Source organism: Lysobacter sp. GX 14042 (assembly GCF_021390425.1).
In the GTDB taxonomy this organism is placed as follows: Bacteria; Pseudomonadota; Gammaproteobacteria; order Xanthomonadales; family Xanthomonadaceae; genus Novilysobacter.
This window is the reverse complement of sequence record NZ_JAJUWY010000003.1, coordinates 24,762-48,975: the sequence shown is the minus strand read 5'-3', so window position 1 is coordinate 48,975 and position 24,214 is coordinate 24,762. Positions and strand designations below refer to the sequence as shown.

Below are 24,214 nucleotides of genomic sequence, written 5' to 3'. Positions count from 1 at the left end.
CAAGGACCGCACATGAGCAGCAACCTCAAGACCCTGATCGGAAAACTCAACGACACCTGCCGCCGGGCCGCAGAGCGCGCGGCCAACCTGTGCATGGCGCGCGGGCACTATGAGGTCGACCTGGAGCACCTGTTCCTGGCGCTGCTGGAGGAGCCACGCGGCGATGTCGCCCTGGTCGCCGGGCGCAGCGGCATCGGCCTCGACTCGCTGCGCCGCGATCTTGAAGGCGAACTGGGCCGCTTCAGGGCCGGTAACAGCCGCACCCCGGTGCTCTCCCCGCACCTGCCGAGCCTGTTCGAGCACGCCTGGTTGCTGGCATCGCTGGACGCCCACACCACGCGCATCCGCAGCGGCCACCTGCTGCTGGCGCTGTTGACCGGGCCGGCGCTGTCGCAGCTGGCCTGTCGCGGCTCCGCGCAGTTCGCGAAGATCAGGCGCGAGGAGCTCAAGCACGACTTCGCCAGGCTCACGGAGGGCTCCTCGGAAGCGGCCGAAGTGCGTTTCGCCGATGCGCCGGCGGCAGGTGGCGGCGAAGCACCGGCCGACCCCGGCCTGTCGAAGACCCCGGCGCTGGACCAGTACACCACCAACCTGACCGGGCGGGCACGCGACGGCCACGTCGACCCGGTGATCGGGCGCGATGCCGAGATCCGGCAGATGATCGACATCCTGTTGCGCCGCCGGCAGAACAACCCGATCCTCACCGGCGAGGCCGGTGTGGGCAAGACCGCGGTGGTCGAGGGGCTGGCCGCGCGCATCGCCGCCGGCGACGTGCCGCAGGTGCTGCAGGGCGTCGAACTGCACGTGCTCGACCTGGGCCTGTTGCAGGCCGGCGCCAGCGTGAAGGGCGAGTTCGAGAACCGCCTGAAGGGCGTGATCGACGAGGTCAGCAAGAGCCCGCACCCGATCGTGCTGTTCATCGACGAGGCGCACACCATGATTGGCGCCGGCGGCCAGGCCGGGCAGAACGACGCCGCCAACCTGCTCAAGCCGGCGCTGGCCCGGGGCGAGTTGCGTACGATCGCAGCAACCACCTGGAGCGAATACAAGAAGTACTTCGAGAAGGACGCCGCGCTCGCCCGTCGCTTCCAGGTGGTGAAGGTCGAGGAGCCGGACGAGCCGCTGTGCGCGGCGATGCTGCGCGGCATGGTCCCGCTGATGGAGAAGCACTTCGGCATCCGGGTCATGGACGAGGCGGTGACCGAGGCGGTGCGGCTGTCGCACCGCTACATCAGCGGCCGGCAGTTGCCCGACAAGGCGGTCAGCGTGCTCGACACCGCCTGCGCCAGGGTCGCCCTCGGGCAGAGCGCGACGCCGGCGGTCATCGAGGACACCCGCAGGCACCTCGACCGCCTCGCTGCCGAGATCACCGCGTTGCGCCGCGAGACCGCCGGCGGCGCCAGCCATGACGAGCGCCTGGCCGAACTGCTGGCGCAGCAGTCGCAGGCGCAGACCGTGCTGGCCGGGAACGAGAAGCGGCTGAAGGCCGAGAGCGGGATCGCCGGCAGGATCCAGGCGCTGCGCACGGAGCTCGAGCAGGCCGGGAACACCGCGGCCGCGTCGTCGGGCGAAGCCGGCGCCGGGGGCGATGCCGCTGCGGCCGACGGTGACGTCGCGGTCGTCGCCAGGCCGAAGGCGGCGAAGTCGAGGAAAACCGCCAGGGTGGCCAGTCCGAAGCTGGCCGAACTCGACCTGCTGCGGGCCGAACTGCGCGCGCTGCAGGGCGAGGCGCCAATGGTGCCGTTGCAGGTCGACGGCGGCATCGTCGCCGAGATCGTCAGCGCCTGGACCGGCGTTCCGCTGGGCCGAATGGTCAGGGACGAGATCCGCACCGTCCGCAACCTCGCCCCGCTGCTGGCCGAGCGCGTCATCGGCCAGGACCATGCACTGGAGTCGGTGGCCCAGCGCGTGCGCACCGCCTCGGCCAGGCTGGAAGACCCGGACAAGCCGCGCGGCGTGTTCCTGTTCGTCGGCCCGTCGGGGGTGGGAAAGACCGAGACCGCGCTGGCGCTGGCCGACATCCTCTACGGCGGCGAGAAGAAGCTGGTCACCATCAACATGAGCGAGTACCAGGAGGCGCACAGCGTGTCCGGCCTGAAGGGCAGCCCGCCCGGTTACGTCGGCTACGGCGAGGGTGGCGTGCTGACCGAGGCGGTGCGCCGCAACCCTTACTCGGTGGTGCTGCTGGACGAGGTCGAAAAGGCCCACCCGGACGTGCTGGAGATGTTCTTCCAGGTCTTCGACAAGGGCCAGATGGAGGATGCCGAAGGCCGGGACATCGACTTCCGCAACACCCTGATCATCCTCACCAGCAACATCGGCTCGTCGCAGATCATGCAGTCCTGCCTCAACAGGCCGGCTGGCGAGCTGCCCGCCGCCGACGCGCTGGCCGAAGCGCTGCGCCCGGTGCTGATGAAGACCTTCAAGCCGGCCTTCCTGGGCCGCATGAAGGTGGTGCCGTACTACCCGATCAGCGACGAGGTGCTGGCCAGGATCATCGAGCTCAAGCTCGGCCGCATCCGCGACCGGGTCCTCGCCAACCACAAGGCGGCGTTCGAGTGGAGCGGCGGCCTGGTCGAGGCCGTCCTGGCCCGCTGCACCGAGGTCGACTCCGGCGCCCGCAACGTCGACCACATCCTCGGCGGGACCTTGCTGCCGGAGGTCGCCGGCTCGGTACTGGCAACCATGGCCGAGGGTGGAACGATCACCCGGATCAAGGCGTCGGCCGACCGCAAGGGCGGCTTCAAGTACCGGATCAACTGACGCTATCATCCCGGCAGTGGCCATGATGGCCGCTCGGATTCGCACGGAGGCGGATGCCATGGATGTCCTCGCAACAGCCTTGTCGGCACTCGGCGCCGGTCCCCGGCAGCACGGGCGCCTGCTGCGGCTGCACACGCCGCTGGGGCCGGAGGTGCTGGTGGCCGAGCGGCTGGATGGCGTCGAGGCCGTCGGCCCGGCGCCCGGTGCACCGGCCGGCTACCGCCTCGAACTGACCGCGCTCTCGGTCGATGCGCACATCGACCTGGCCGAGCTGCCCGGCCAGCCGGTGCTGCTGGAGCTGCTGACCGCGGCTTCGCGTACCCGGCTGCGGCCTTTCCACGGCCACGTCACCGTCTTCGAGCGCACCGGCAGCAATGGCGGACTGGCGCGTTACCGGCTGGTGGTCGAGCCCTGGCTGGCGCTGCTGCGCCAGCGCGTGGACAGCTACGTGTTCCAGGACATGACGGTCATGGAGATCGTCGAGTCGGTGTTCTCCGACTACGTGGGCCAGGGCGCGCTGGCACCTGCCTGGCGCTGGGACCTGGCCGAGCCCCCGGTGTACCGCAAGCGCAGCCTGGCGACCCAGTACGGCGAATCGGACCTCGCCTTCGTCGAGCGGCTGCTGGCGGAGGAGGGGCTGTTCTATTGGTTCGAGCACAGCGGCGCCCCCGGCGACGACAGCCTGGGCGCGCACACCCTGGTGCTGGCCGACCACAACGGGGCCTTCAGCGGACTGGGGCCGATACGCTTCCACCGCAGCGACGTGACCGAGCGGGAGGACAGCCTGTGTGCCTGGGTGCATGCCCGCCGCTGGACGGCCGGCCGGTTGCGCCGGGCGAGCTGGGACCATCGCGCGCTGGATGCGCGTCCGGCGGAAGCCCTCGATGCCGCGGCCGTCCCGGTGATGGTCGAGGACATCGACACGGCCGGGCCATACCGATGGCCGGACCGCGAGACCGGCGAGCGCGTGGCCAGGCGCCAGCTCGAAGCACTGCAGGTGTCGCGCGAGGTGGTCAACGCGTCGGGCAGCTGGCGCACGGTCGCGGCCGGGGGGCACTTCGAGCTGGCCCGGCATCCCGCGTATGCGGGCGAGGAAGCGCGGTTCGCCTGTATCCACGTGCACCACCGCGCGCGCAACAACCTGGGTGCCGAGGTCTGGTCCGAAGTCGAGCGCCGGCTGGGCCTGGTGGCGTTGCCGCCACCGCCGCTGCCTGGACTGCTTGACCCGGGCGCGTCGACAGCGGACGCCAGCGGTGACGTGGACTTCTACCAGGCCCGCCTGCAGGCGCTGCCGATGGCGGTGCCGTTCCGCCCGTTGACCGCCGACGGGCACGGCCTGCGCATCCATCCCCGACCCACGGTGCATGGCAGCCAGGCCGCGGTGGTGGTGGCGGACGGCGGGCCGCTGCTGACCGACCGCGACCATCGGGTCAAGGTGCAGTTTCCCTGGCAGCGCGGTCGCGACGGCAGCAGTCGCCTGGCCCATCCCGGCGGTGGGGACAATGCGCCGGGAAACGGCTCGGCCGGAACCTGGGTCCGGGTCGCGACCGCGTGGGCGGGGGACAACTGGGGCAGCGTCATGCTGCCGCGCAAGGGCCAGGAAGTGCTGGTCGCCTTCCTCGAGGGCGACATCGACCGGCCGGTCGTGGTCGGGAGCCTCTACAACGGCCGTGGCCAGGCCGATGCCCCGCACAACCAGGTGCCGGGCGGCGCCGCCGGAGCGACCGGCAACGCGCCAGCCTGGTTCGACGGCGACGGACATCCGGCGGTGTTCACCGGTTTCAAATCCCAGGCGCTCGCCGACAGCCAGGCGGGCGCCGGGGGATACCAGCAACTGCGCCTCGACGACACGCCCGGGCAGGGGCGTGCGGAAGCCGCCACCACCCAGCACGACAGCCGGCTGGTGCTCGGGCACCTCAAGGCCGGCAACGACAACCGGCGTGACGCCGAGCGCGGTTTCGGTGCGGAGCTGGCGACGGCCGCAAGCGGCGTGGTGCGCGCCGGCGCCGGGCTGCTGCTGAGCGCCGATACCGGGCGCACCCAGCTCGATGCCGCCCGGGCCATGACCCGGCTGGCGCAGGGAAGCCAGCTGGCCGAAAGCCTGGACCGGGTCGCACGCCAGCAGGGCGCCGACCTGCCGGAAGAGCCGGAGCGTCTCGCCACGGCCAAGGCCCGCGACGGGCTGCAGGACACACTGGCCGCCACCGCTGCCGGAAGCGCAGCGGGCCCCGGCATCGGCGGCGGTGATGGCGAGGTGCCGGGCTGGAGCCGCCCGGTACTGCTGGGCACCAGCCCCGATGGCATCGTCACCGTCACCCCGGCCGACCAGCTGTGGGTCTCCGGCACCCACACCAGCCTCGATGCCGCACATGACCTGCAGTGGCTCAGCCAGGGCGAGGCGGTCCTGGCGGTCGCCGGCGGCATCGCCCTGTACACCCAGGGTGGCGCCGCGCCAGCGGGCAAGCCCGACCGGGAAACCGGGATCGCACTGCATGCCGCGCAGGGCCGGGTGAGTGCCCGCGCAGCAAGCAACCTGGCCGAAGTGGCCGCGCAGCAGAGCGTCACGATCGCCAGTACGACCGCGGACGTCCAGGTTGGCGCGCCCAACAAGTACCTGCTGGCGACCGCGGCCGGGGCCTACCTCAAGCTGGAGGGGGGCGACATCGAGATCGGTGCGCCGGGAACGGTGGAGTTCAGGGCAGCGAAGAAGGAGTGGATGGGGGCGCAGGCGGACAGCGGGCGGGCACCGGTGTTCGGGACGGCCGAGCCGAAGCTCTGTGAGCTGGGCGCCAGGCAGGCGGATGCGGGCGGCGCGGGCGTCGTACCGCTGGGCTGACGCCATGCCGGGACTGACCCACCGCCTGTTCCTCGCGCAGGATTACGCCGTCATCAACCCGCTGCAGGTGGGAGCGGAAGGCTACGTCGGTCTGGCTGTCGTACGTGTGCTGCCAGCGGGCCTGGAGCGGCACGAGCGCATGATGCCGTTGCTGGCGGAGCTGCGCGGACTGCCGGAGGGCAGGCGGATGGAACTGCTGGAGCGCGCGGAACGCTGGAGCAACGAACACGACTTGCCACTGTTCTCGGCGTTGCTGGCGTGCCCGGCCGAGGCATCCCGCCTCGTCTTCCACCTGCGGCGCCGGATGGTGCTGCGGAAACCGGACGGCAGCTCCGCCTGGCTTAGATTCCACGATCCACGCGTATTCCGGCACCTGCGCTGGCTGCTGACGCCGGCACAGATGGCCGGTTTGATGGGACCGGTTACGGCCTGGACCTGGTACGACCCGTTGCGCGCCCAGTGGCACGGGCACGGGCGCCCTCCGCCTGATCCGCACGCGGGGCTGTCGTTGTCGCCAGCGCAGTGGCGGTCGCTGGAGCAACTCGGGGCTTTGACCCGCCGCCTGGGCGAACTGGCCGATGAAGGCGGGGATACCGACGACGTGGTCGCCCGCCGCCTGTTGAACGAGCTGGTGGAAGCCGGCGACAGGGGCCTGCCGGGGAATGTATTGGAGCCGCAAGACAAGGACGCATGGCGATGACAGAGGCACAACAGGACAATTGCCCGCAATGCACGCGATCCGGCCTTCCGATCCTGCCGGTGCGGTACGCGGTGGCGCGGAACGACGACAGCGTGCGCAACAGGGCGCCCGGTCTCCAGGCGCCGTTCGGCGATGGCGTTCAGGAGATCGCGCTACCGCAAGACACGGCCACCTACACGCTGCGCCTGCTGCGCAACGGCTACCTGTATGTCTTCAACGAGGCCGGCGACGAGTGGAAGGCGTACCAGGTCGACAGCTACGGCGACCTGGCCGAGTTCGACATCCGGGCCAAGTCGCCGCCGCCGCAGGAAGAGGGGCCGCAGGCCGTCTGCTCACGCCACGGCGCGCCGGCGCTTGCCAGGTGCATCGTGCTTCCCGATCCGGAAAAGCTTACGAAGGTATGGCTGGCCTTCAGCGTTGCGCCGTGGACGGCAGCACGGCTCGCCGCCCACCGCGACGCATCGTTCCGGCAGCGGCACATGCGCCGGATTGACGTGGGTGCGTGGGCAAAGGCCCCGGCGCCGCAGCCTCACCTGGCTAGCCTGTACCGGGCAACCGACCAGGTCGCCGAGTTCAGGCTGGCCACCGGCTACCGGCCGTACGCCGACGGGCAGGAGAGCATCCGCACCCTTGGCACGCTGGTGGTGACGCCGGGTGCCCGCCCCTTCGAACACAGCCTCACCGAGTGCATTCCCGTGGAGAGGGGCCAAGTGGACGAGTTGCGGGCGAAGGCGCAGGAATGTGCCCGACAGACGACACCTGACGACCCGCAAGGCGTGACCCCGGCGCTCGTCGCGCTCGATGACCCGATCGGGATCGCGGCCGACCTCAACCAGATCGTGCTGGAGCGCATCGCCGAGTGGGAGCAGGAGCCGGAGCGCCAGGAGAAGAAAGCCTCCGCGTCGGCCATCGTGTCATTGCGGGAAGCGATCAGGAACGGTGCACTGGAAGACGAGCAGCACCGGCGCCGGGACCGGGCCCTGGTCGGGCGTTCGATCGTCGGGGTTCTGGCCGGACCCACGGCGCGCAGCCGGATGATGGTCCCGGCCGAGGACTGGGACGACGACTGGTTCCGGGTGGAAGACGAGGAAGCCGTGCTTCGGCTGGGAAGTGAATCCTGGGAGAAGTACAGCAAGCACCTCAAGGACGGCAACGCATACGAGGTGTGGCTGACGAAAACCTATCCGGCGGAACAGAAGGCGTTTTACCAGGCGAACCTGGCAGCGCTCGACGAAGCGTTCGTGCGATGGCTGCAGGCCCCGCGGCTGCAGGAACACATGGTCTGCAACTTCGATCCGGGAAACGTAGACAGCGGCATCCAGTACCAGGAGGCAGTGGCGGTGATCCTGCAGGACGCGGCATCGCGTGGCATGGTCTACAACCACATCGTGCACTGCCTGCACGCGCAGGACCCGGCGCAACCGGGATCGATCATCCTGCGGGCACAGCTGTGGAACCAGGACGCGGCGATCGATGCATGGAAATCCGCAGTCGCGGGCCAGCAGGAAGCACCGCGGGTCGATTGGACCGCGCTTTCGGGCCGACTGTTCGTCGCACTGAAGGAGCTGCTCGATGCCCATGGCGCGGGCAGGGTGACCGGGGCGTTCGGGAACCTCGCCAAGTACACCGAACAACTGGCCGGCCCGTTGACCGGCATGGTCGGAAAATACGTGGGCGACCTGGCGACCGGCGCCGTGACGCAACTGCCGCACAGGATGCAGATCGGCCTGCTGGGTGCGCTGGTCAAGGTCGACGACCCGTTGCTCGAGATCATCGATCTGGTCGGTCACCTCAGCCCGCAGAATGCGTCCCGTGCGTTGGGTGCAACGATCGCCGTGCAGGCGGGATTGCCTGACCAGGTGAGTGCGCGCGGGCCCGCGCGTGAGGCGCTGCGGGCGGGAGGAGCGCCGACCAGCGGAGCAGGCGGGATGAAGTTCGGTTACGTGGTGCTGGCCAATGCCAGCCAGGTGCGGTTGATGAATGCACTGAACGTCCGCGCCATCTCACCGGGCGACAGCTATCGCAGTTCGCTCCCGCAGCACTACCGTGTCCATGAGTTCCGCGTGCTGCTGCGGCAAAGCATCGGCCAACTCGGGAGCCGATCACTGGGCTTTGGCGTGGTGGGACTGATCTTCGCTGGCGGCAGCCTGGGACAGCTCAGCAGCGAATACGCGAAGGCGGCACCGGGAGCACGGAGCCTGAAGGCAGCCAACTTCGGGGCCGGCGTGGTGGGACTGCTGGGCGGGAGCGCGGAAGTCGTGGGTGCGGCGGGGAACAGGCTGCCTTGGCTCTCGCAGACATTGTCCCGGCCGGGAAGGTGGTTCTTGCGCAACGCAAACACGCGCGCCGCGCTGATTGCTGGTGTGGGGCGCGTGTTGACGGGGGTTGGCGGTGTAATTACAGGGGTGGTGATGATGGCTGAAGGCTATCAGGAGCGAGCCTTGAACCATTCGTATGGAACCGCAATGATTGCTGTCGGATTCATGTCCATACTAGCAGCCCTCATGATATTTGGCGGCTTCTTTGTGCCTGTGGCAATCGTATTGCTAATCCTGGTTGCCGTGGTAACGGTAGTGGTTTCATGGTTCAAGCCCAATGAAATGCAACGTTGGTTGGATCGGGTCATGCACTTTGGCAAGAACGATTCGGATGTTTTTCCCAGTTTGGAGATGCAGGGCGACGCCTTGGTGGCTATGAGGCAGGCTCAGTGACATGCTGACGGGCTGGGTTCCCAGGTTCAAGGTCGATCGTGAATTGGACGATTACGAGCGCTCCTGTCACCTGTCGTACCACACTTCACAGAAATTCAGTCCGGATGATGCAATAGGTGTGGTGAGGTTCAATAGTACCTTTATCGAGTTTGTAGACAGAACATTCAAGCTCAAGGGAATGCTTGTAACGGCTGTCTCCGTGGCCTCGCTGCTGTTGGTGCTGGGGATGTTTTTTTTAGTCATCGCTGAGGATCTTGTTGACGGAGATGTCGGGCCCTTAATAGTTAGCGTACTCGTGTTGGGACCTATAGCGGTAGGCGGCACGGCATTGATATGGGCGGCATATCTTGGAAAAGACCTCTTTCAGTACACCCACTATCCAGTCCGTTTCAACCGCAGGACCGGCAAGATCCACTTTTTCCGGCACAACGGAACCGGCGGTGTAGTGACACTGCGGTGGGGGGATCCAGGCGTTTACTTCCACATTGGACGGGGTGAGCAGAGCAGGAGGCTGCGGGACCTGCGCTGTCATGTGCTGGATCGCGACCGCAAGGTTCAACAGACCTTCACCGTCGGGCATTTCTGGGATCACGAAAACCGGGTGCGTGAGGAGTGGGAGCTGATCCGGCGCTATATGGAGGAAGGCCCGGAAAACTGCTTCGATCACCCCGCCGACCGGATGGTGGCGCTTTCTACCCGTGTAACGTGGCGCAATTGCTGGATGATGGTGTGCCTGATGGCAGGCACAAACCTCCACCCGTTTCGCTGGAACCTGCTGTTTCCCCTGTATGGGGGACTGACGCTGAGCCGTTGGTTGACCATGAAGAGCTGTCGGGCACCGGTGTTCCCTCCGGAGATCGAGGCCGAGTGTGCTATCGCACCGGGGGACCCGTATCGTCTGCCCGAGCCGTCCTACATGGCGGAGTTCGCCGACTCCCTCGAGACCGAAGAGCGTTCTATCGAGCGCCATCGCCAGCGGCAGCAATGGAGGTAGGGGCTGAGGCCTGGGGTTCCGCGCCGCGGTGATGCCGGGTCGAGCCCTCGCCGCGCTGGCCGGAACGGAAACGGCACCGGCGTGCCTGCATCCCGCGCCCGGGCCACAATGCGGACCTGCCCCGTGTTGCCGCCATGATGCTCGCCAATCTCCCCGACTACCCTTTCACCCCCCGCCGCGTCGAAGTCCGCCCGGGCATCCACCTGAGCTACCTCGACGAGGGTCCGCGCGATGGCGAGGCCGTGGTCATGGTCCACGGCAACCCGTCGTGGAGCTTCTACTGGCGCCACCTGGTGCTGGGCCTGCGCGACCGCTACCGCTGCATCGTCCCGGACCATGTCGGCATGGGCCTGTCGGACCGGCCGGATGATGCACCCTCCGCGCAGCCGCGCTACGACTACACGCTGCAGTCGCGGGTGGAGGACCTGGGCACGCTGCTCGACTCGCTCGGCATCACCGGCCCGGTCACGCTGGCGGTGCACGACTGGGGCGGGATGATCGGCTTCGGCTGGGCGCTGGAGCACCTGCCCCGGGTGAAGCGGCTGGTGGTCCTCAACACGGCGGCATTCCCGCTGCCGGACGTCAAGCCGATGCCTTGGCAACTTTCGATGGGGCGGGACTCGCGCTTGGGCGGGTGGCTGATCCGGCGCTTCAACCTGTTCGCACGCGGGGCGGCCTGGCTGGGGACGGAGCGCTCGCTGTCGGCCGGGGTGCGCCGGGGCTACATCGCGCCCTACCAGGGCTGGGGCCAGGCCATCAGCACGCTGCGCTTCATGCAGGACATCCCGCTGTCGGAAGGCGACCGGGCCTGGCCGTTGCTGCGGGAGGTCGCGCGGCGGCTGCCGGAGTACGCGGACCGGCCGGCGTTCCTGGGCTGGGGGCTGAAAGACTTCGTCTTCGACCGTCACTTCCTGGACGGCTTCCGCAAGGCGCTGCCCGATGCGGAGGTGCACGCCTTCGAGGATGCGGGCCACTACGTGCTGGAGGACAAACACGAGGTGCTGGTGCCGGCGATCCGTAGCTTCCTCGACCGCCACCGGCTGCAGGGCTGAGCGGCCTGTCCCGCCTACAATTGGCGCCATGACCGAACCGTGCAACATCGCCGCGGCCCTGCCGCGGCTGGCGGCGCTGCAGCCGGATGCGATCGCGATGCATTGTCCCGGCAGCCGCGGGCGCGATGGCCTGGCGCGTTACGACGTCACCCTCAGCTATCGCGAGCTCGATACCCGCAGCGACGCGATCGCGGCTGGCCTGGCGCGGCACGGGATCACCCGGGGCACCCGCACGGTGGTGATGGTCCGGCCGTCGCCGGAGTTCTTCCTGCTGATGTTCGCGCTGTTCAAGGCCGGCGCGGTGCCGGTGCTGGTGGATCCGGGCATCGACAAGCGCGCCCTGCGCCAGTGCCTGGCCGAGGCGGAGGCGGACGCCTTCGTCGGCATCCCGCTGGCGCACCTGGCGCGGCGGCTGCTGGGCTGGGCACGTTCGGCCAGGGTGCTGGTGACCACTGGGCGGCGCGCCCTCCTTGCCGGGGTCACCCTGGCCCGGGTGGAGGCCGCCGGGGCAGGGGCCGGACCACAGCTGGCGGATACCGCCCCCGACGAGGTCGCGGCGATCCTGTTCACCAGCGGCTCGACCGGGGTGCCCAAGGGCGTGGTGTACCGGCATCGCCACTTCCTCGCCCAGGTGGAGATGCTGCGCGAGGCCTTTGATATCCGCCCGGGCGGGGTGAACCTGCCGACCTTCCCGCCGTTCGCCCTGTTCGACCCGGCTCTGGGGACCACGTCGGTGATCCCGGACATGGACCCCACGCGGCCAGCCAAAGCCGATGCGCGCAAGCTGCATGATGCGATCCGCCGCTTCGGTGTCGACCAGCTGTTCGGCTCGCCGGCGCTGATGGCGGTGCTGGCGCGGCACGGCGAGCCGCTGCCGACGGTCAGGCGGGTGATGTCGGCCGGTGCTCCGGTGCCGGCGGACACGGTCGCCCGCCTGCGTGGGCTGCTGCCGGACGAGGCGGGTTTCTGGACGCCGTACGGCGCCACCGAGTGCCTGCCGGTGTCGATCATCGAAGGCCGTGAGCTGCAATCGACCCGGGAGGCGACCGAACACGGTGCCGGCACCTGTGTCGGCCGCCCGGTCGCGCCGGGCGAGGTGCGGATCATCGCCATCACCGATGCCGCGCTCGGGCACTGGGACGACGTCACGGTGCTGCCGGCCGGGCAGGTCGGCGAGATCACCGTCGCCGGACCCACCGCCACCGACACCTATTTCAACCGCGAGGCGCAGACCCGCGCCGCCAAGATCACCGAGACGCTGCCCGACGGGCGCACGCGCGTTGTCCACCGCATGGGCGACGTGGGCTACCTGGATGACAGCGGGCGGCTGTGGTTCTGCGGCCGCAAGACGCAGCGGGTGCAGAGCGCCGCGGGGACGCTGTACACCGAGCAGGTCGAACCGGTGTTCAACACCCATTCCAAGGTGCTGCGCACTGCCCTGGTGGGGGTTGGCATCGCCGGTGCGAAGCAGCCGGTGCTGTGCGTGGAACTCAGGCCGGACGTGCCCGAGAATGACTGGCCGATCGTCGCCGGCGAGCTGCGCGCCCTGGGCGCGGCACACACGCACACCAGCGGGATCGAGCGGGTGCTCCTGCATCCGGGTTTCCCGGTCGACATCCGCCACAACGCCAAGATCGGCCGGGAGCAGCTGGCCTCCTGGGCGGCGCGCAAGCTGGAGGAATCGCCGTGAAGATCCTGGTCACCGGCGGCGGCGGGTTCCTGGGACAGGCACTGTGCCGCGGCCTGCGCGCACGCGGCCACCAGGTGGTCAGCTTCAACCGCGGCGAGTACCCGGCGCTGGCCGCGATGGGCGTGGCCCAGGTCCGTGGCGACCTGGCCAACCGCGACGCCCTGTTCGCCGCCGCCCAGGGCTGCGATGCGGTCTTCCACAACGCCGCCAAGGCTGGCGCCTGGGGGCCGTACCGCGATTACCACCGGGCCAACGTGGTGGGCACCCGCCACGTGCTGGAGGCCTGCCACGATCACCGCATCGGCCGGCTGGTCTACACCTCCACCCCCAGCGTCACCCATCGCGCCACCCACCCGGTCGAAGGCCGCGGTGCACACGAGGTGCCCTATGGCGACGACCTCAAGGCGCCCTACGCGGCCACCAAGCTGGAGGCCGAGAAGCTCGTGCTCGCGGCCAACAGCGCCGCGCTGGCCACCGTCGCCCTGCGCCCGCGCCTGATCTGGGGACCGGGCGACAACCAGTTGCTGCCGCGGCTGGCCGAGCGCGCCCGCCAGGGCCGGCTGCGGCTGGTCGGCGACGGCGAAAACCGGGTCGACACCACCTACATCGACAACGCCGCCCAGGCGCACTTCGATGCTTTCGAGGCCTTGGCCGCCGGCGCACGCTGCGCCGGGCAGGCGTACTTCATCAGCAACGGCGAGCCCAGGACGATGCGCGCGACGATGAATGCGCTGCTGGCCGCGGTCGACGCACCCCAGGTGACGCGCAGCATCTCCTTCAGGCTGGCGTACCGGCTCGGCGCGGCATGCGAGGCGGTGTGGACGCTGCTGCCGCTGAAGGGCGAGCCGCCGATGACGCGCTTCCTCGCCGAACAACTGGTGACCACCCACTGGTACGACATGGGGCCGGCACGGCGTGACTTCGGCTATGTGCCGCAGGTTGGTTTCGACGAAGGCGTGGCACGGCTGCGCCAGGCGTGGCTCGATGGCGGCGGCCGGGCCGCCGCGCACGCTTAGAATGCCCCGCATGGCCGATACCCGACCCTCGCCGCTGGGCATGCTCAAGCCGATCGCCGGCCGCGCGCTGGAACTGGCGCTCAACCGTGCGCTCGCGCTCGATCCCGACACCCGTGCCAGCCTCAAGGGGCTTGACGGCCGGGCCGTCGCATTGCACCTGGCGCGCCCGCCGCTGGCGCTGCAGGTGAGCGTCGATGGCGAGCGGCTGCGGGTCGGGCCGCCTGCCGATGCTCCGGCCGACCTGTCGGTGCGTGGCACCCTGGCCGGCCTGCTCGGCCAGTTGCCGATGCTGCGCCGCGACGACGCCGCGCCGGTCGGCGAACTGCGCATCGAGGGCGATGCCGAACTCGCCCGCCGGCTGCGCAAGCTGGCCGACCGCTTCGACCCGGACTGGGACCTGCCATTCACCGAGGTATTCGGCGACGTGCTGGGCGTGCAGGTGGCCAATGGCGTGCGCGCGGCGCTGCGCCAGGCCCGCGAGACCGGCGCCGCGCTGGCCGCCAGCACCGCCGAGTTCCTGACCGAGGAATCGCGTGACGTGGTCGCGCGCGCCGAGCTGGAGGCCTTCAACGACGACGTCGACGTGCTGCATGACGACGTCGGGCGGCTGGCCGCCCGGATCTCGCGCCTGCACCCGGGGAGCCGCCGGTGAGGGCCGCATTGCGTGCCTGGCGGATCGGCGGGGTGCTGCTCAGGTACCGGCTCGAGGACCTGCTGGACGGCACCCCGGCGCGCCGCTGGCTGGGACTGGTCCGGCCGTTCGCGCCTTCCGCCCCGGCGGGGCTGCTGGACCAGCCGCGTGGCGTCCGGCTGCGCCTGGCGCTGCAGGAGCTGGGGCCGATCTTCGTCAAGTTCGGCCAGATCCTGTCCACCCGCCGCGACCTGGTCCCGCTGGACCTGGGTGACGAACTGGCGAAGCTGCAGGACGAGGTGGCGCCGTTCGATGGCGCGCTTGCCCGGCAGCGCGTCGAGCAGGCGCTGGGGCGGCCGGTCGCCGAGGCCTTTGCCAGCTTCGACACCACCCCGCTGGCCTCGGCCTCGGTCGCCCAGGTGCACGCGGCCACGCTGCCGGCTGCCGCTGGCGGCGCCCCGCGCGAGGTGGTGGTCAAGGTCCTGCGCCCTGGCATCCGGCAGCAGATCCAAGCCGACATCAGGTTGCTGAAGTCCCTGGCGTCAGTGGTCGAGCGCACCCACCCCAGTGCCGACAAGATCCGTCCGCGCGAGGTGGTGGCGGAGATCGAGTCGACCCTGACCGCCGAGCTCGACCTGCAGCGCGAGGGCGCCAACGCTAGCGTGCTGCGCCGCTTCTGGGCCGGCAGCGACGACCTGTACGTGCCCGAGGTGATCTGGAGCCACACCGCCGAACAGGTGCTGACCCTGGAGCGCGTGCACGGCATCCCGTCCGACGACATCGCCGCGCTGGACGCCGCCGGGGTCGACCGCAAGGCACTGGCGGCCAAGGGCGTGCGGGTGTTCTACACCCAGGTGTTCCGCGACAACTTCTTCCATGCCGACGCCCACGCCGGCAACATCTGGGTCGACATCGACCCGGCGCGACGCAGCAACCCGCGTTTCATCGCGCTGGACTTCGGCATCGTCGGCCAGCTCTCCGACCAGGACCAGTACTACCTGGCGGAGAATTTCATGGCGATCTTCAACCGCGACTACCGCCGCATCGCCGAGCTGCACGTGGCCGCCGGCTGGATGCCCGCCACCGTGCGGGTCGACGAGCTGGAAGCCGCGGTGCGCGCAGTGTGCGAGCCGTACTTCACCCGACCGCTGAGTGAGATCTCGCTGGCCGAAGTGCTGGCCAAGCTGTTCAGCACCGCCCGCCGCTACCAGCTGACCCTGCAGCCGCAGCTGATCCTGCTGCAGAAGACCCTGCTCAACATCGAGGGCGTTGGCCGGCAGCTGGATCCGCAGATCGACATCTGGGCGGTGGCCCGCCCGGTGCTCGGGCGCATCCTGGCCCGCCGCTACAGCCCGCGCCGGCTGCTGGGCGAGATCCGCAAGCGCCTGCCGGAGCTGGTCACCCAGGCCCCGCACATGCCGCAGCTGGTGCACCAGTGGCTGCAGCAGCAGGTCGACGGCCGCCACCAGCTGGCGATGCGCTCGGCCGACATCCTGGCGCTCACCGTGGAGTTGCAGCGCTCGCGCCGCCGGCTGGCGGGCGTGGTCGCCGGCGCGGGACTGCTGGTCACCGCCGCGGTACTGCACGGACTGGAGGCAGGTGGACCTGCCTGGCTCGGGATTCCGCTGGTAGCCTGGATCCCGGGCGTGGCCGGGTTGTTGGCACTGGTGACCGGTTGGCTGCGGCGTTGAGCCCATCACCGTCATTCCCGCGCACGCGGGAATCCACGGACGCCCTTGCCCTGGCCGTCCTCCACCAGGACGAATCGCTCGCCGTAGTCGACAAGCCCGCCGGCCTGATGGTCCATGACAGCGCGCTGGCGCGTGGCGAATCCGACTTCGCGGTCGACCGCCTGCGCCGTCAGTTCGGCCGCCCGGTGTTCCTGGTCCATCGGTTGGACCGAGCCACCAGTGGCTGCCTGCTGCTGGCCTTCGACCGCGACACCGCCTCGGCGCTGGGCCGGCAGCTGATGGCCGGCACGGTGGACAAGCGTTATTGGGCGGTCTGCCGCGGCTGGCCCGCGGAGGACACCTTTGAGGTCGACCACCCACTCGATGGCGGCCCGGGCAAGCCGGAAAAGAAGTCCGCCGTCACCCGCTTCCGGGTCCTGGCGCGGGCGGAGTGCGACTGGCCTTGCACCGGCTTCGACACCTCTCGCTACGCGCTGCTGGAAGCGCAGCCATTGACCGGGCGTTTCCGCCAGATCCGCCGGCACCTCAAGCACGCCTCCCACCATCTCATCGGGGACACCAGCCACGGCGATGGGCGGCACAACCGCGCCTTCCGCATGATCGGCGTGCACCGGATGCTGCTGCATGCGCGGGCGCTCAGGTTCGAGCACCCTCGCGATGACCGCACGCTGGTGGTGGAGGCCCCGCCGGACGGTGCCTTCGACAGGGCGCTCGGTCCGTTCGGGCCGGGGCCGTGGTCGCCGACGCCCCGCGCAGCTCCGTGAGCGCGGCTTACGGCGCCCGGTCGCCCTCCTCCAGTGCGGCGGCCGTTGCCTGCAGGTCGCGCTCCATCTCCTGCAACAGCGGCATCATCAGCTGCTGCGCCGCGGCCATGGTGTTGGCCATCAGCTGCGGGGTTTTGTCGAGCACGCGTTGGCCGGTCGGGCTGGCATAGAACTCGGTCATCGCCTGCACGTCCGCGGCATCGAAGGTCTGCTGGTAGATCTCGCGATATAACGGCCGAACCTTGTCCCAGGACATGGCGTCCCGCAGCCGTGCGGTGCTGCGCTCGGCGGCAGCCCGGAATTCGGCCTCCGCCTCTGCGTCGGGCTCCCCCTCATACAGCTGGTCGATCATCCGCGCCTGCATGGCACCGATCTGCGGCCACATCGCGTCCAGCGACTGTTGCATGCGCATGGCATCCATCAGCCGGTCGACGTCGGCCGCGGCGGGTTCCGCCGCGTGGGCGGAAGTGGCAGCGCCCAGCGCCAGTGCGCCGGCAAGTAGCAAACCCAATCCCCTCATTGGTGTAGTTCCTTCTGTGGCGATCCCCGCGGACGAGGGTGCGGCCGCGGGGGGCAACCGTCAACTCGCCGGGCCGGCCGGGTGCCTACAATCGCACCGATGGTTGGACAGCCGATCGAAATCCCCGAATCCGAGATCACCGAGCGTTTCGTGCGCGCGGCGGGCCCGGGCGGGCAGAACGTCAACAAGGTCTCGACCGCGGTCGAGCTGCGCTTCGACATCGCCCAGTCCCCTTCGCTGCCCGAGCCGGTCCGCGAGCGGCTGCTGTCGCGGCGCGACCGCCGGGTCACCACCGAGGGCGTGCTGGTGATCAATGCCCAGCGCTTCCGTACCCAGGAGCGCAACCGGCAGGACGCGCGCGAGCGACTGGCCGCTTTCATCGAGGCCGGGCGCGAGGCCCCGCCGCGGCGCATTGCCACCCGGCCCACCCGCGGCTCGCGTGAGCGGCGGCTGGAAACCAAACAGCAGCGGGGTAACCTCAAGCGCCAGCGCACGGTGCGCGACTGGGACTGACAAGGGGGGCACCAGCCTATGCAGGAACACAAGACGCCCGGCACCGGGGTGGTGCCGACGCTGCCGCCCCGCGTTCCGCGGGTGCCGGAAAACCGTTTTACCCGCGGCGTCGGCCGGGCCGTATTGAGGCTCGGCGGCTGGAAAGTGGCCGGCGAGTTTCCCGACCTGCCGCGCGCGGTGCTGATCGGCGCGCCGCACACCTCCAACTGGGACGGGGTGTGGGGTTTCGCGGCGAAGCTGGCATTGGGGCTGGACATGCGGATCCTGGGCAAGGACTCGCTGTTCCGGGTACCCGTGGTCGGCTGGCTGGTCCGGGCGCTGGGGGTGATTCCGGTCGACCGCAGCGCCGCGCATGGCGTGGTCGACCAGGCGGTGGCGATGATCCGGCAGTCCGACCGGCTGTGGTTCGGCCTGGCGCCGGAAGGCACGCGCAAGCCGGTGGAACGCTGGAAAACCGGTTTCTGGAAGATCGCCCACGGCGCCGGGGTGCCGATCGTGCCGGTCTATTTCCATTACCGGGACCGGCGCATCGTGGTCGCCCCGCCGATCCACACCGGCGAGGACATGGACGGCGAAATCGCCGCGATCAGGCACTGGTACCGGCAGGTTTCCAGGGGGCGGAACCGCGACGCCTGAGCCTGCGTGCCCGGCTTGGCATGGCTATTGCGTGATCCGTTGGAGGGAACGGCGGAGGCGGCGGTGGACGAGCGGGGCAGGGCACGCGCCGGGGATGCGCAACGGACCACCTTTGACGTGGTCGTGCCGCTGCGCCCGGGCGACCACGCCACGATCATCCATTGCCTCTCGGCGCTGCTGCAGCAGACGGTGAAGCCGCAACGCCTGGTGCTGGTCGACGATGGCGGTGCCAGACGCGACCACGCCCTCAACCTGGCGCACGAGTTCGCGCGGGCCAACGGGGTGGAGCTGACCGGCATCGCCCGGCGCTGGTCGATCGGCCATGTCGCCACCCTGAAGCGCCAGTCCCGCGAGTCCGGCGCCGACGTGCTCCTGGTGCTGTCGCCCTGCACCGTGCTCGAGTCCCCGGACTACCTGCAGGCCTGCCTGGACGCCCTGGACGGAACGGTCGCGGTGGCCTCGGCCTGCGGCCGGGCTGCCGTGCTGTGGCCCGCCCGGCGCCGGCAACTCGAGCACCTGGCGCCGTTCGTCCGCTGGGCCGCCGGCGATGTCTATCGTGATCCACTCGCCGCCCGCGGCCGGCTGGGGCGACTGCAGGCCTGGCTGGCCGCGGCGATGCTGGCGCATGTCGCCCGCCTGGGGCTGGAAGTGTCCGATCGCGCCACCATGCGCGCCTGCGGTGGCATCGCCCTGCCGGCCGGCGGGGCGGTGGCTTACCGGCGTCGCTACCTGCAGGACCTGTTCGACCGGGTCGAGCCGGTCCGCGGCGATGACCTCGGAGCGTGGCCGGAGCAGGTGATCGCTCGTGCCTTCGCCACCGAGGGCTACCGTGCGGTGCGGGTGGACGGTGTCACCGCCCGGATGCAGCCACCGCCGCTGTCGCGCCTGCCGCGGCTGGCCTGGTCGTGCATGGTCGGGTGGCTGCAGGCGGGCTACTGGTTCGACCCGCTGTTGCGCAGCCCGCTGCGCGCCTGGCGGCGGATCTGGCCCGCCGGCGCAGGCGGGCACCCGCACGCCGCCGAGCGGCGGGTCATCGAGGATGCGTTCCGCGAACCCTTCGGCGAACGGATCACCCGCCTGCAGGGCCGGCCCCTGGGGCGCTGGCTGCTGGCATGGACGGTCCTTGCCGTCGCGGTGCCGGTGCTGGCCTGGGTGCTCGTGCTCCTTGGCCGGTGGCCGTCACTGGGCCTGCTGGCGCTTGGCGAAGCGGTGGTCGCCGGTGTGCTGACGGACAGGGTCGCGGCGCCCGGTACCCGCCGTGCCGCGTTGCTCCACGCCGCGGTCGCGACGCCGCTGCGATGGGGTGTGGCGCTGGTCGCTCCCGTGGCCCTGTTGCGGGTGGCCAGCGGGATCTGGCTGGACCGGCGCTTCCGCTGGCGCCGCCCGCGGCCGCCGGGCCGCTCACGCGGCGCCTCGGCGCGGCAAGGCTGAGACGGAGTTGCGCGGGTTTCCCCGCGGCCGGTCACCCGCGTCGACTGCGTACTCCTGTCTGGCAGACTATGCTGCCGTTCCCGAGGCATGTGGATCCGGCGTGAAGGGCATTACAGCACTTGCTGCGCGCGCGGGCGTCGACCCGCAGCCGCCGCAGCCTCCTGCCGATACAGGCAACCCGCTGTCCCCCGGGGACCCGGGAGAGCCGGAACTGTCGGACGCCGAGTACGCGTTGTTTGCCACGGTCGCCCGGCCGCGGACGATGCGCGCGGGCGAGGTGCTGTTCTGCCGCGGCGATCTGGGGACCACGATGTACGTGATCACCAGCGGGCGGGTGGAGCTCGATTTCGGCCAGGACCTGGTTGGCAAGTCGCTGGGCCCGCGCGAGTTCTTTGGTGAGCTCGGCCTGCTGATCGGAGACCACGCGCGCAGCGCCGAGGCGCGTGCGCTCGCCGATGGCGAGCTGCTGGAGATCCGCCACGAGGAATTCCAGCGCCTGGTCGAGTCGCGACCCGGGGTGGTCGCCCATTTCCTGCGCCGGGCGATCGCCCGCGTGGTGCTCAACGAGCAGGGGCTGATCCGCCGCCTGCGTCGGCGCAACGCCGAGCTCGAGGGCGCACTGGACAGCCTGCGCACGACCAGCCACCAGCTCAGCCAGGCCGAGGCGCTGATGCTGCGCGACGAGCTGACCGGCCTGTACAACCGGCGCGGACTGCTGGCCCACCTGCAGGAACGCCAGCGTAATGGCGCCACGCAGGGCCTGGGCCTGCTGCTGATCGACTGCGATGGCTTCAAGCAGATCAATGACGAACACGGCCACCTCGCCGGCGACCGCGTGCTGCAGGGCGTGGCCAGCATCCTCAGCTCGGTGGCCGGCGCCGGCGACCTCGCCTGCCGCCTGGGTGGCGACGAGTTCGCCCTGTTGGTCAAGGCCGACGGCCGCGCGGAGGCCATCCGCTACGCCCGTTTCATCGTCGAGACCGCGCGCAGCCTGACCACCATCCCGCAGCTGCCGCCCCGCATGTGCGCGCTCAGCGTCGGGGCCAGCCTGCTGGCGCAGGGCGGGGAATGGGGCGACTGGTACGCCCTGGCCGATACCGCCCTGTACCGGGCCAAGCGCCTTGGCGGTGGCCGGGTGGAGTGGCAGGATGCCGGGACCGGATCGGGCTGAGGTCTGCATGGGCGTCATCGACCAGACCGCGAACACAGAGGCCACGCCGCCCCCCGCCGCCGTGCGGACCCCGCCGCAGTTGCGGACCATCCTGCTGACCGACCTGGTCGATTCCACCGAACTGGTCGAGAAGCTCGGCGACGGCGCCGCCGCCGAGCTGTTCCGCGCCCACGACCGCCTGGTACTGCAGCTGCAGCAGCGTTGGCACGGGCGCCTGATCGACCGTTCCGACGGCATGCTGCTGCTGTTCGAGCGGCCGATCGACGGACTGGGATTCGCGCTGGACTATGCGCGCGGGTTGCGCGAGGTCGGCGCCCCGCACCAGGCGGAACTCAAGTCCCGCACCGGACTGCACGTGGGCGAAGTGCTCACCTGGCGCAACAGCGAAGAGGCGGTGCGCGTGGGTGCCAAGCCGCTGGAGGTGGAAGGCCTGGCCAAGCCGATGGCCGCGCGACTGATGGGGCTCGCCCGGCCCGGGCAGATCCTGCTCTCGGCGGTGGCCGAGCCACTTGCCCACCGCGCCGCGCGCGAGTTGGGCGAACGTGGCCAGCACCTGGCCTGGAAGTCCTGGGGCCGCTGGCGGTTCAAGGGCGTGCCGGAAGCCCAGGAAGTGATCGAGGTCGGCGAACCGGGCATTGCCCCGCTGCGCATGCCCATCCGCGGCCCCAAGGCCTGGCGCGACCTGCCGCTGTGGCGGCGGCCGGCGGCGCTGGTCGCCCAGGTGGCCCTGCTGTCGGTGGTGGTGGGGGCGATGTGGTTCCTCGGCCGGCCACAACCGGCGATCGCCTTCAGCGAGCGCGACTGGGTGGTGCTGGCCGACGTGCGCAACCTCACCGGCGAACCGCTGCTGGACGACTCGCTTGCGCTCGCCTTCCGGGTGAGCCTGGAGCAGTCGCGGCATGTGAACGTGCTGGGGGACATGAAGGTGCGGGACACCATCGCGCGGATGCAGTTGCAGCCGGGCGCGGCGCTGGACCGTGCGACTGCCTCGGAGGTCGCCCTGCGCAGCGGTGCCCGTGCGGTGATCCTGCCCACCGTGGCCGACGTCAGTGGCCGCTTGCGCGTCAGCGCCGAAGTCATAGAGCCGGGCACCCAGACCACCGTCTACACCGAGTTCGCCGACGCGCGTAGCCCGGGGGCGGCGCTGGACTCGATTGACCAAGTGACCACGTCACTGCGCGCCCGGCTGGGGGAAGCGGTCGCGAACATCGAGCGCGACCATGCGCCGCTGCCCGAGGTGAGCACGTCCAGCCTCGATGCACTGAAGGCCTATGCGCAGGGGAAGGAGGCGTTCGCCAAGGGTGAATGGCGCGATGCCATCGCCTTGTACGAGGCTGCGCTGGCGATCGACCGTGAGTTTGCCTTGGCGCACCTGGCGATCAGCCAGGTGCATGTTGCGCTGAGCGACCGGCCGTCCGCCCTGCCGCATCTGGATGCCGCGCTGGCGCGGCGTGACCGGATGCCGCCGCGGGAGCGGTTATATCTGGATGCTTGGGAAGCCGAGATGGTGGATCCCGGCCTGGCATTGCTGCGATGGAAGACGCTCGCTTCAATGTATCCGGATTACCACGCAGGGCAGGCAAATGCAGGGTGGCATTTGTTTCAACTCAATGCATTTGACGACGCGCTGCCGTACGTCGAGGCCTCAGGCGCTCCGGCTGCCCCGCTGCAGTTCTTTGCCCACGACCGGGTCGGGCGTATTCACCTCGTAAAGGGGCGTATACGGGATGCGCAGGAACGGTTCCATGCAGCGGAAGCGATGCAGCCTGGAACCTCCTCGCGGCGACTCGCATGGACGCAGGCAGTGCTTGGCCAACATGCAGCTGCGTACCAGGTAATCGATGGGATCCCTGCGTCAGGACATGGAGTGAATGACACCATTCGTGAAATCGACCGGGCAGCGTTTGCAGCAGACACGGCGGATTGGCCAACAATGCGTAAGGCAATTGAGCGCGGGCTTGCGGTCGAAGAGCTCGCCACGCAGTTCGCATTGATTGAAGCGGGCAGCTTGCTGGTGGTTTCTCCTGAAGCATTCGATGCGGAGTACGCCCGGAGTCTGGTCAGACGGATGGCTGACCAGCTGAGGACGACCCGCGGGCAAGAAGTTCGGGACGCTTCGATGCTGATGGCAGCGGCTTGGTTGGCGCAGCGCGCGGGACACACGGAGCCTGCGCGCCTCGCAATGGAAGAGCTGCGTCCCTTGCGGGAACGCTTGGCAGGCACTGTTGTAGACGACATTGCGCTGCTGGTCGAGGCTGGTGAGCAAGAGTTGATTGGCAGGCCCGATCTGGCTGTCCAGTTACTGGACGCAGCACTGGACGGCACGGAGTTGGTCCAGACGCGAGTGGCCATGCTCTCCGCTTTGCGAGCATCCGGCCGGTTGCCCGAGGCAGAAGAGCACGCGCGGTGGCTCGCTGCCAACCGCGGTCGTGCATTCGCCGAGGCAAATGCATCGCAGGTCCTTCAATCACTCAATGTGATGGACACACGCTTGGCGCTGCTGGACTTGGCCGAAATACACGCGGCCGCGGACAACAGCACGGGGCAGGCGTTGGCGCTGAACGCGTTCCTTGCAGCCTGGCCACGTGACCGCCTGCCAGATCACTTGGAGCGCAGGATTGCCTCGATCTTCCCGGCTTCGAAGTAATAGATCACGGCGTGGTCAGTGCGACGCGTGAGATAGTCCTTTAGTACTTCGCGCGATCGGCTGAACTCGTCCTTGCTGGCGAGCACCTGTGACGTCATGCAGTAGTACGGCTGCCCTTTTTCAGGTCGCCCTGATCCTTCAGTTGTTGAAGACGGATGCCCGGCTTCGCGAAGCGCGGCGGCGGGATCACTCTGGAACCGCTCGCGAAAGCCGTCGTCGCTTGAAAGAAGATCCAGCAGTCGGTCCGCCACCTCCGGCGCGAGCCTCTCGTGAGCGGACCGGTCCAGTCGTTTTTCAGTCATTCCCTTCCCCCTTGTACTTGCCGCCGCCTCGAGGCGGATCACATGATCAGGCTACAACGTGAGTGCGCCCGTCAGTCGGCCACTTCAATGGAGCTGTCGATCCGGCACCGCGTAGGCCGGCTCCCCTCCCCAGGTCGGCCGCACGG

At 69.6% G+C, this 24,214-nt stretch carries 18 protein-coding genes; 16 read left to right on the top strand and 2 right to left on the bottom strand.

What is annotated here, in order from left to right:
• Positions 1–12: 12 nt before the first annotated feature.
• The 11 genes from tssH to LY625_RS06375 all read left to right on the top strand — a co-directional run bounded on the left by tssH (position 13) and on the right by LY625_RS06375 (position 16,848).
• On the top strand, positions 13–2,763 hold the full coding sequence (tssH, locus tag LY625_RS06425) for a type VI secretion system ATPase TssH (protein WP_233738389.1): 2,751 nt from the start codon (positions 13–15) through the stop codon (positions 2,761–2,763).
• 58 nt (positions 2,764–2,821) lie between these two features.
• Entirely contained in the window at positions 2,822–5,599 is a 2,778-nt protein-coding gene (gene tssI / locus LY625_RS06420) for a type VI secretion system Vgr family protein (RefSeq protein WP_233738388.1), read from the top strand.
• 4 nt (positions 5,600–5,603) lie between these two features.
• Positions 5,604–6,299 carry a DUF4123 domain-containing protein gene (locus LY625_RS06415; protein WP_233738387.1) on the top strand — a complete coding sequence of 232 codons (696 nt, stop codon included), beginning with the start codon at positions 5,604–5,606 and terminating at the stop codon, positions 6,297–6,299.
• Positions 6,290–9,010 carry a T6SS effector BTH_I2691 family protein gene (locus LY625_RS06410; RefSeq protein WP_233738386.1) on the top strand — a complete coding sequence of 907 codons (2,721 nt, stop codon included), beginning with the start codon at positions 6,290–6,292 and terminating at the stop codon, positions 9,008–9,010. The genes LY625_RS06415 and LY625_RS06410 overlap by 10 nt, the downstream gene beginning before the upstream one ends.
• 1 nt (position 9,011) lies before the next feature.
• The gene (locus LY625_RS06405; protein WP_233738385.1) at positions 9,012–10,004 is read left to right on the top strand and encodes a DUF6708 domain-containing protein; all 993 of its coding nucleotides are present in this window, start codon (positions 9,012–9,014) and stop codon (positions 10,002–10,004) included.
• A 137-nt stretch (positions 10,005–10,141) separates the two neighbouring features.
• Positions 10,142–11,056 (top strand): alpha/beta fold hydrolase, encoded by a 915-nt coding sequence (locus tag LY625_RS06400; protein ID WP_233739076.1) that lies wholly within the window; start codon positions 10,142–10,144, stop codon positions 11,054–11,056.
• A gap of 28 nt (positions 11,057–11,084) precedes the next feature.
• The gene (gene oleC, locus LY625_RS06395) at positions 11,085–12,746 is read left to right on the top strand and encodes an olefin beta-lactone synthetase (RefSeq protein ID WP_233738384.1); all 1,662 of its coding nucleotides are present in this window, start codon (positions 11,085–11,087) and stop codon (positions 12,744–12,746) included.
• On the top strand, positions 12,743–13,762 hold the full coding sequence (gene oleD / locus LY625_RS06390) for a 2-alkyl-3-oxoalkanoate reductase (RefSeq protein WP_233738383.1): 1,020 nt from the start codon (positions 12,743–12,745) through the stop codon (positions 13,760–13,762). The genes oleC and oleD overlap by 4 nt, the downstream gene beginning before the upstream one ends.
• Positions 13,763–13,772: 10 nt before the next feature.
• Positions 13,773–14,414: an SCP2 sterol-binding domain-containing protein gene (locus tag LY625_RS06385; RefSeq protein WP_233738382.1), complete on the top strand. Its 642-nt coding sequence runs from the start codon at positions 13,773–13,775 to the stop codon at positions 14,412–14,414.
• Complete coding sequence (gene ubiB, locus LY625_RS06380) at positions 14,411–16,084, top strand: ubiquinone biosynthesis regulatory protein kinase UbiB (protein ID WP_233738381.1); 1,674 nt, start codon at positions 14,411–14,413, stop codon at positions 16,082–16,084. Before LY625_RS06385 ends, ubiB begins: the two co-directional genes overlap by 4 nt.
• On the top strand, positions 16,081–16,848 hold the full coding sequence (locus LY625_RS06375) for a pseudouridine synthase (RefSeq protein WP_233738380.1): 768 nt from the start codon (positions 16,081–16,083) through the stop codon (positions 16,846–16,848). The genes ubiB and LY625_RS06375 overlap by 4 nt, the downstream gene beginning before the upstream one ends.
• A 7-nt stretch (positions 16,849–16,855) precedes the next feature.
• Here LY625_RS06375 and LY625_RS06370 read toward each other — a convergent pair whose 3' ends face one another.
• Entirely contained in the window at positions 16,856–17,368 is a 513-nt protein-coding gene (locus LY625_RS06370) for a DUF2059 domain-containing protein (protein WP_233738379.1), read from the bottom strand.
• A 99-nt stretch (positions 17,369–17,467) separates the two neighbouring features.
• On the opposite strand from LY625_RS06370, the gene arfB reads away from it, so the two are divergent.
• The 5 genes from arfB to LY625_RS06345 all read left to right on the top strand — a co-directional run bounded on the left by arfB (position 17,468) and on the right by LY625_RS06345 (position 23,766).
• A complete protein-coding gene (gene arfB / locus LY625_RS06365; RefSeq protein WP_233738378.1) occupies positions 17,468–17,881 on the top strand; it encodes an alternative ribosome rescue aminoacyl-tRNA hydrolase ArfB in 414 nt (137 codons plus the stop codon).
• An 18-nt stretch (positions 17,882–17,899) separates the two neighbouring features.
• Positions 17,900–18,517: a lysophospholipid acyltransferase family protein gene (locus LY625_RS06360; protein WP_233738377.1), complete on the top strand. Its 618-nt coding sequence runs from the start codon at positions 17,900–17,902 to the stop codon at positions 18,515–18,517.
• 63 nt (positions 18,518–18,580) lie between these two features.
• Positions 18,581–19,948 carry a glycosyltransferase family A protein gene (locus LY625_RS06355; RefSeq protein WP_233738376.1) on the top strand — a complete coding sequence of 456 codons (1,368 nt, stop codon included), beginning with the start codon at positions 18,581–18,583 and terminating at the stop codon, positions 19,946–19,948.
• 100 nt (positions 19,949–20,048) lie between these two features.
• The gene (locus tag LY625_RS06350) at positions 20,049–21,119 is read left to right on the top strand and encodes a GGDEF domain-containing protein (RefSeq protein ID WP_233738375.1); all 1,071 of its coding nucleotides are present in this window, start codon (positions 20,049–20,051) and stop codon (positions 21,117–21,119) included.
• A 7-nt stretch (positions 21,120–21,126) separates the two neighbouring features.
• Positions 21,127–23,766, top strand: coding sequence for a putative peptide modification system cyclase (locus LY625_RS06345; RefSeq protein WP_233738374.1), 2,640 nt, complete (start codon positions 21,127–21,129; stop codon positions 23,764–23,766).
• On the opposite strand, the gene LY625_RS06340 is transcribed toward LY625_RS06345, so the two are convergent.
• Entirely contained in the window at positions 23,721–24,068 is a 348-nt protein-coding gene (locus tag LY625_RS06340; RefSeq protein WP_233738373.1) for an NHLP-related RiPP peptide, read from the bottom strand. The genes LY625_RS06345 and LY625_RS06340 overlap by 46 nt on opposite strands.
• Positions 24,069–24,214 lie beyond the last annotated feature (146 nt).

Coding starts and splice junctions, on each gene's coding strand:
- tssH (WP_233738389.1), top strand. CDS start 13: ATGAGCAGCAACCTCAAGACCCTGATCGGAAAACTCAACGACACCTGC.
- tssI (WP_233738388.1), top strand. CDS start 2,822: ATGGATGTCCTCGCAACAGCCTTGTCGGCACTCGGCGCCGGTCCCCGG.
- LY625_RS06415 (WP_233738387.1), top strand. CDS start 5,604: ATGCCGGGACTGACCCACCGCCTGTTCCTCGCGCAGGATTACGCCGTC.
- LY625_RS06410 (WP_233738386.1), top strand. CDS start 6,290: ATGGCGATGACAGAGGCACAACAGGACAATTGCCCGCAATGCACGCGA.
- LY625_RS06405 (WP_233738385.1), top strand. CDS start 9,012: ATGCTGACGGGCTGGGTTCCCAGGTTCAAGGTCGATCGTGAATTGGAC.
- LY625_RS06400 (WP_233739076.1), top strand. CDS start 10,142: ATGCTCGCCAATCTCCCCGACTACCCTTTCACCCCCCGCCGCGTCGAA.
- oleC (WP_233738384.1), top strand. CDS start 11,085: ATGACCGAACCGTGCAACATCGCCGCGGCCCTGCCGCGGCTGGCGGCG.
- LY625_RS06385 (WP_233738382.1), top strand. CDS start 13,773: ATGGCCGATACCCGACCCTCGCCGCTGGGCATGCTCAAGCCGATCGCC.
- LY625_RS06370 (WP_233738379.1), bottom strand. CDS start 17,368: ATGAGGGGATTGGGTTTGCTACTTGCCGGCGCACTGGCGCTGGGCGCT.
- arfB (WP_233738378.1), top strand. CDS start 17,468: ATGGTTGGACAGCCGATCGAAATCCCCGAATCCGAGATCACCGAGCGT.
- LY625_RS06360 (WP_233738377.1), top strand. CDS start 17,900: ATGCAGGAACACAAGACGCCCGGCACCGGGGTGGTGCCGACGCTGCCG.
- LY625_RS06345 (WP_233738374.1), top strand. CDS start 21,127: ATGGGCGTCATCGACCAGACCGCGAACACAGAGGCCACGCCGCCCCCC.
- LY625_RS06340 (WP_233738373.1), bottom strand. CDS start 24,068: ATGACTGAAAAACGACTGGACCGGTCCGCTCACGAGAGGCTCGCGCCG.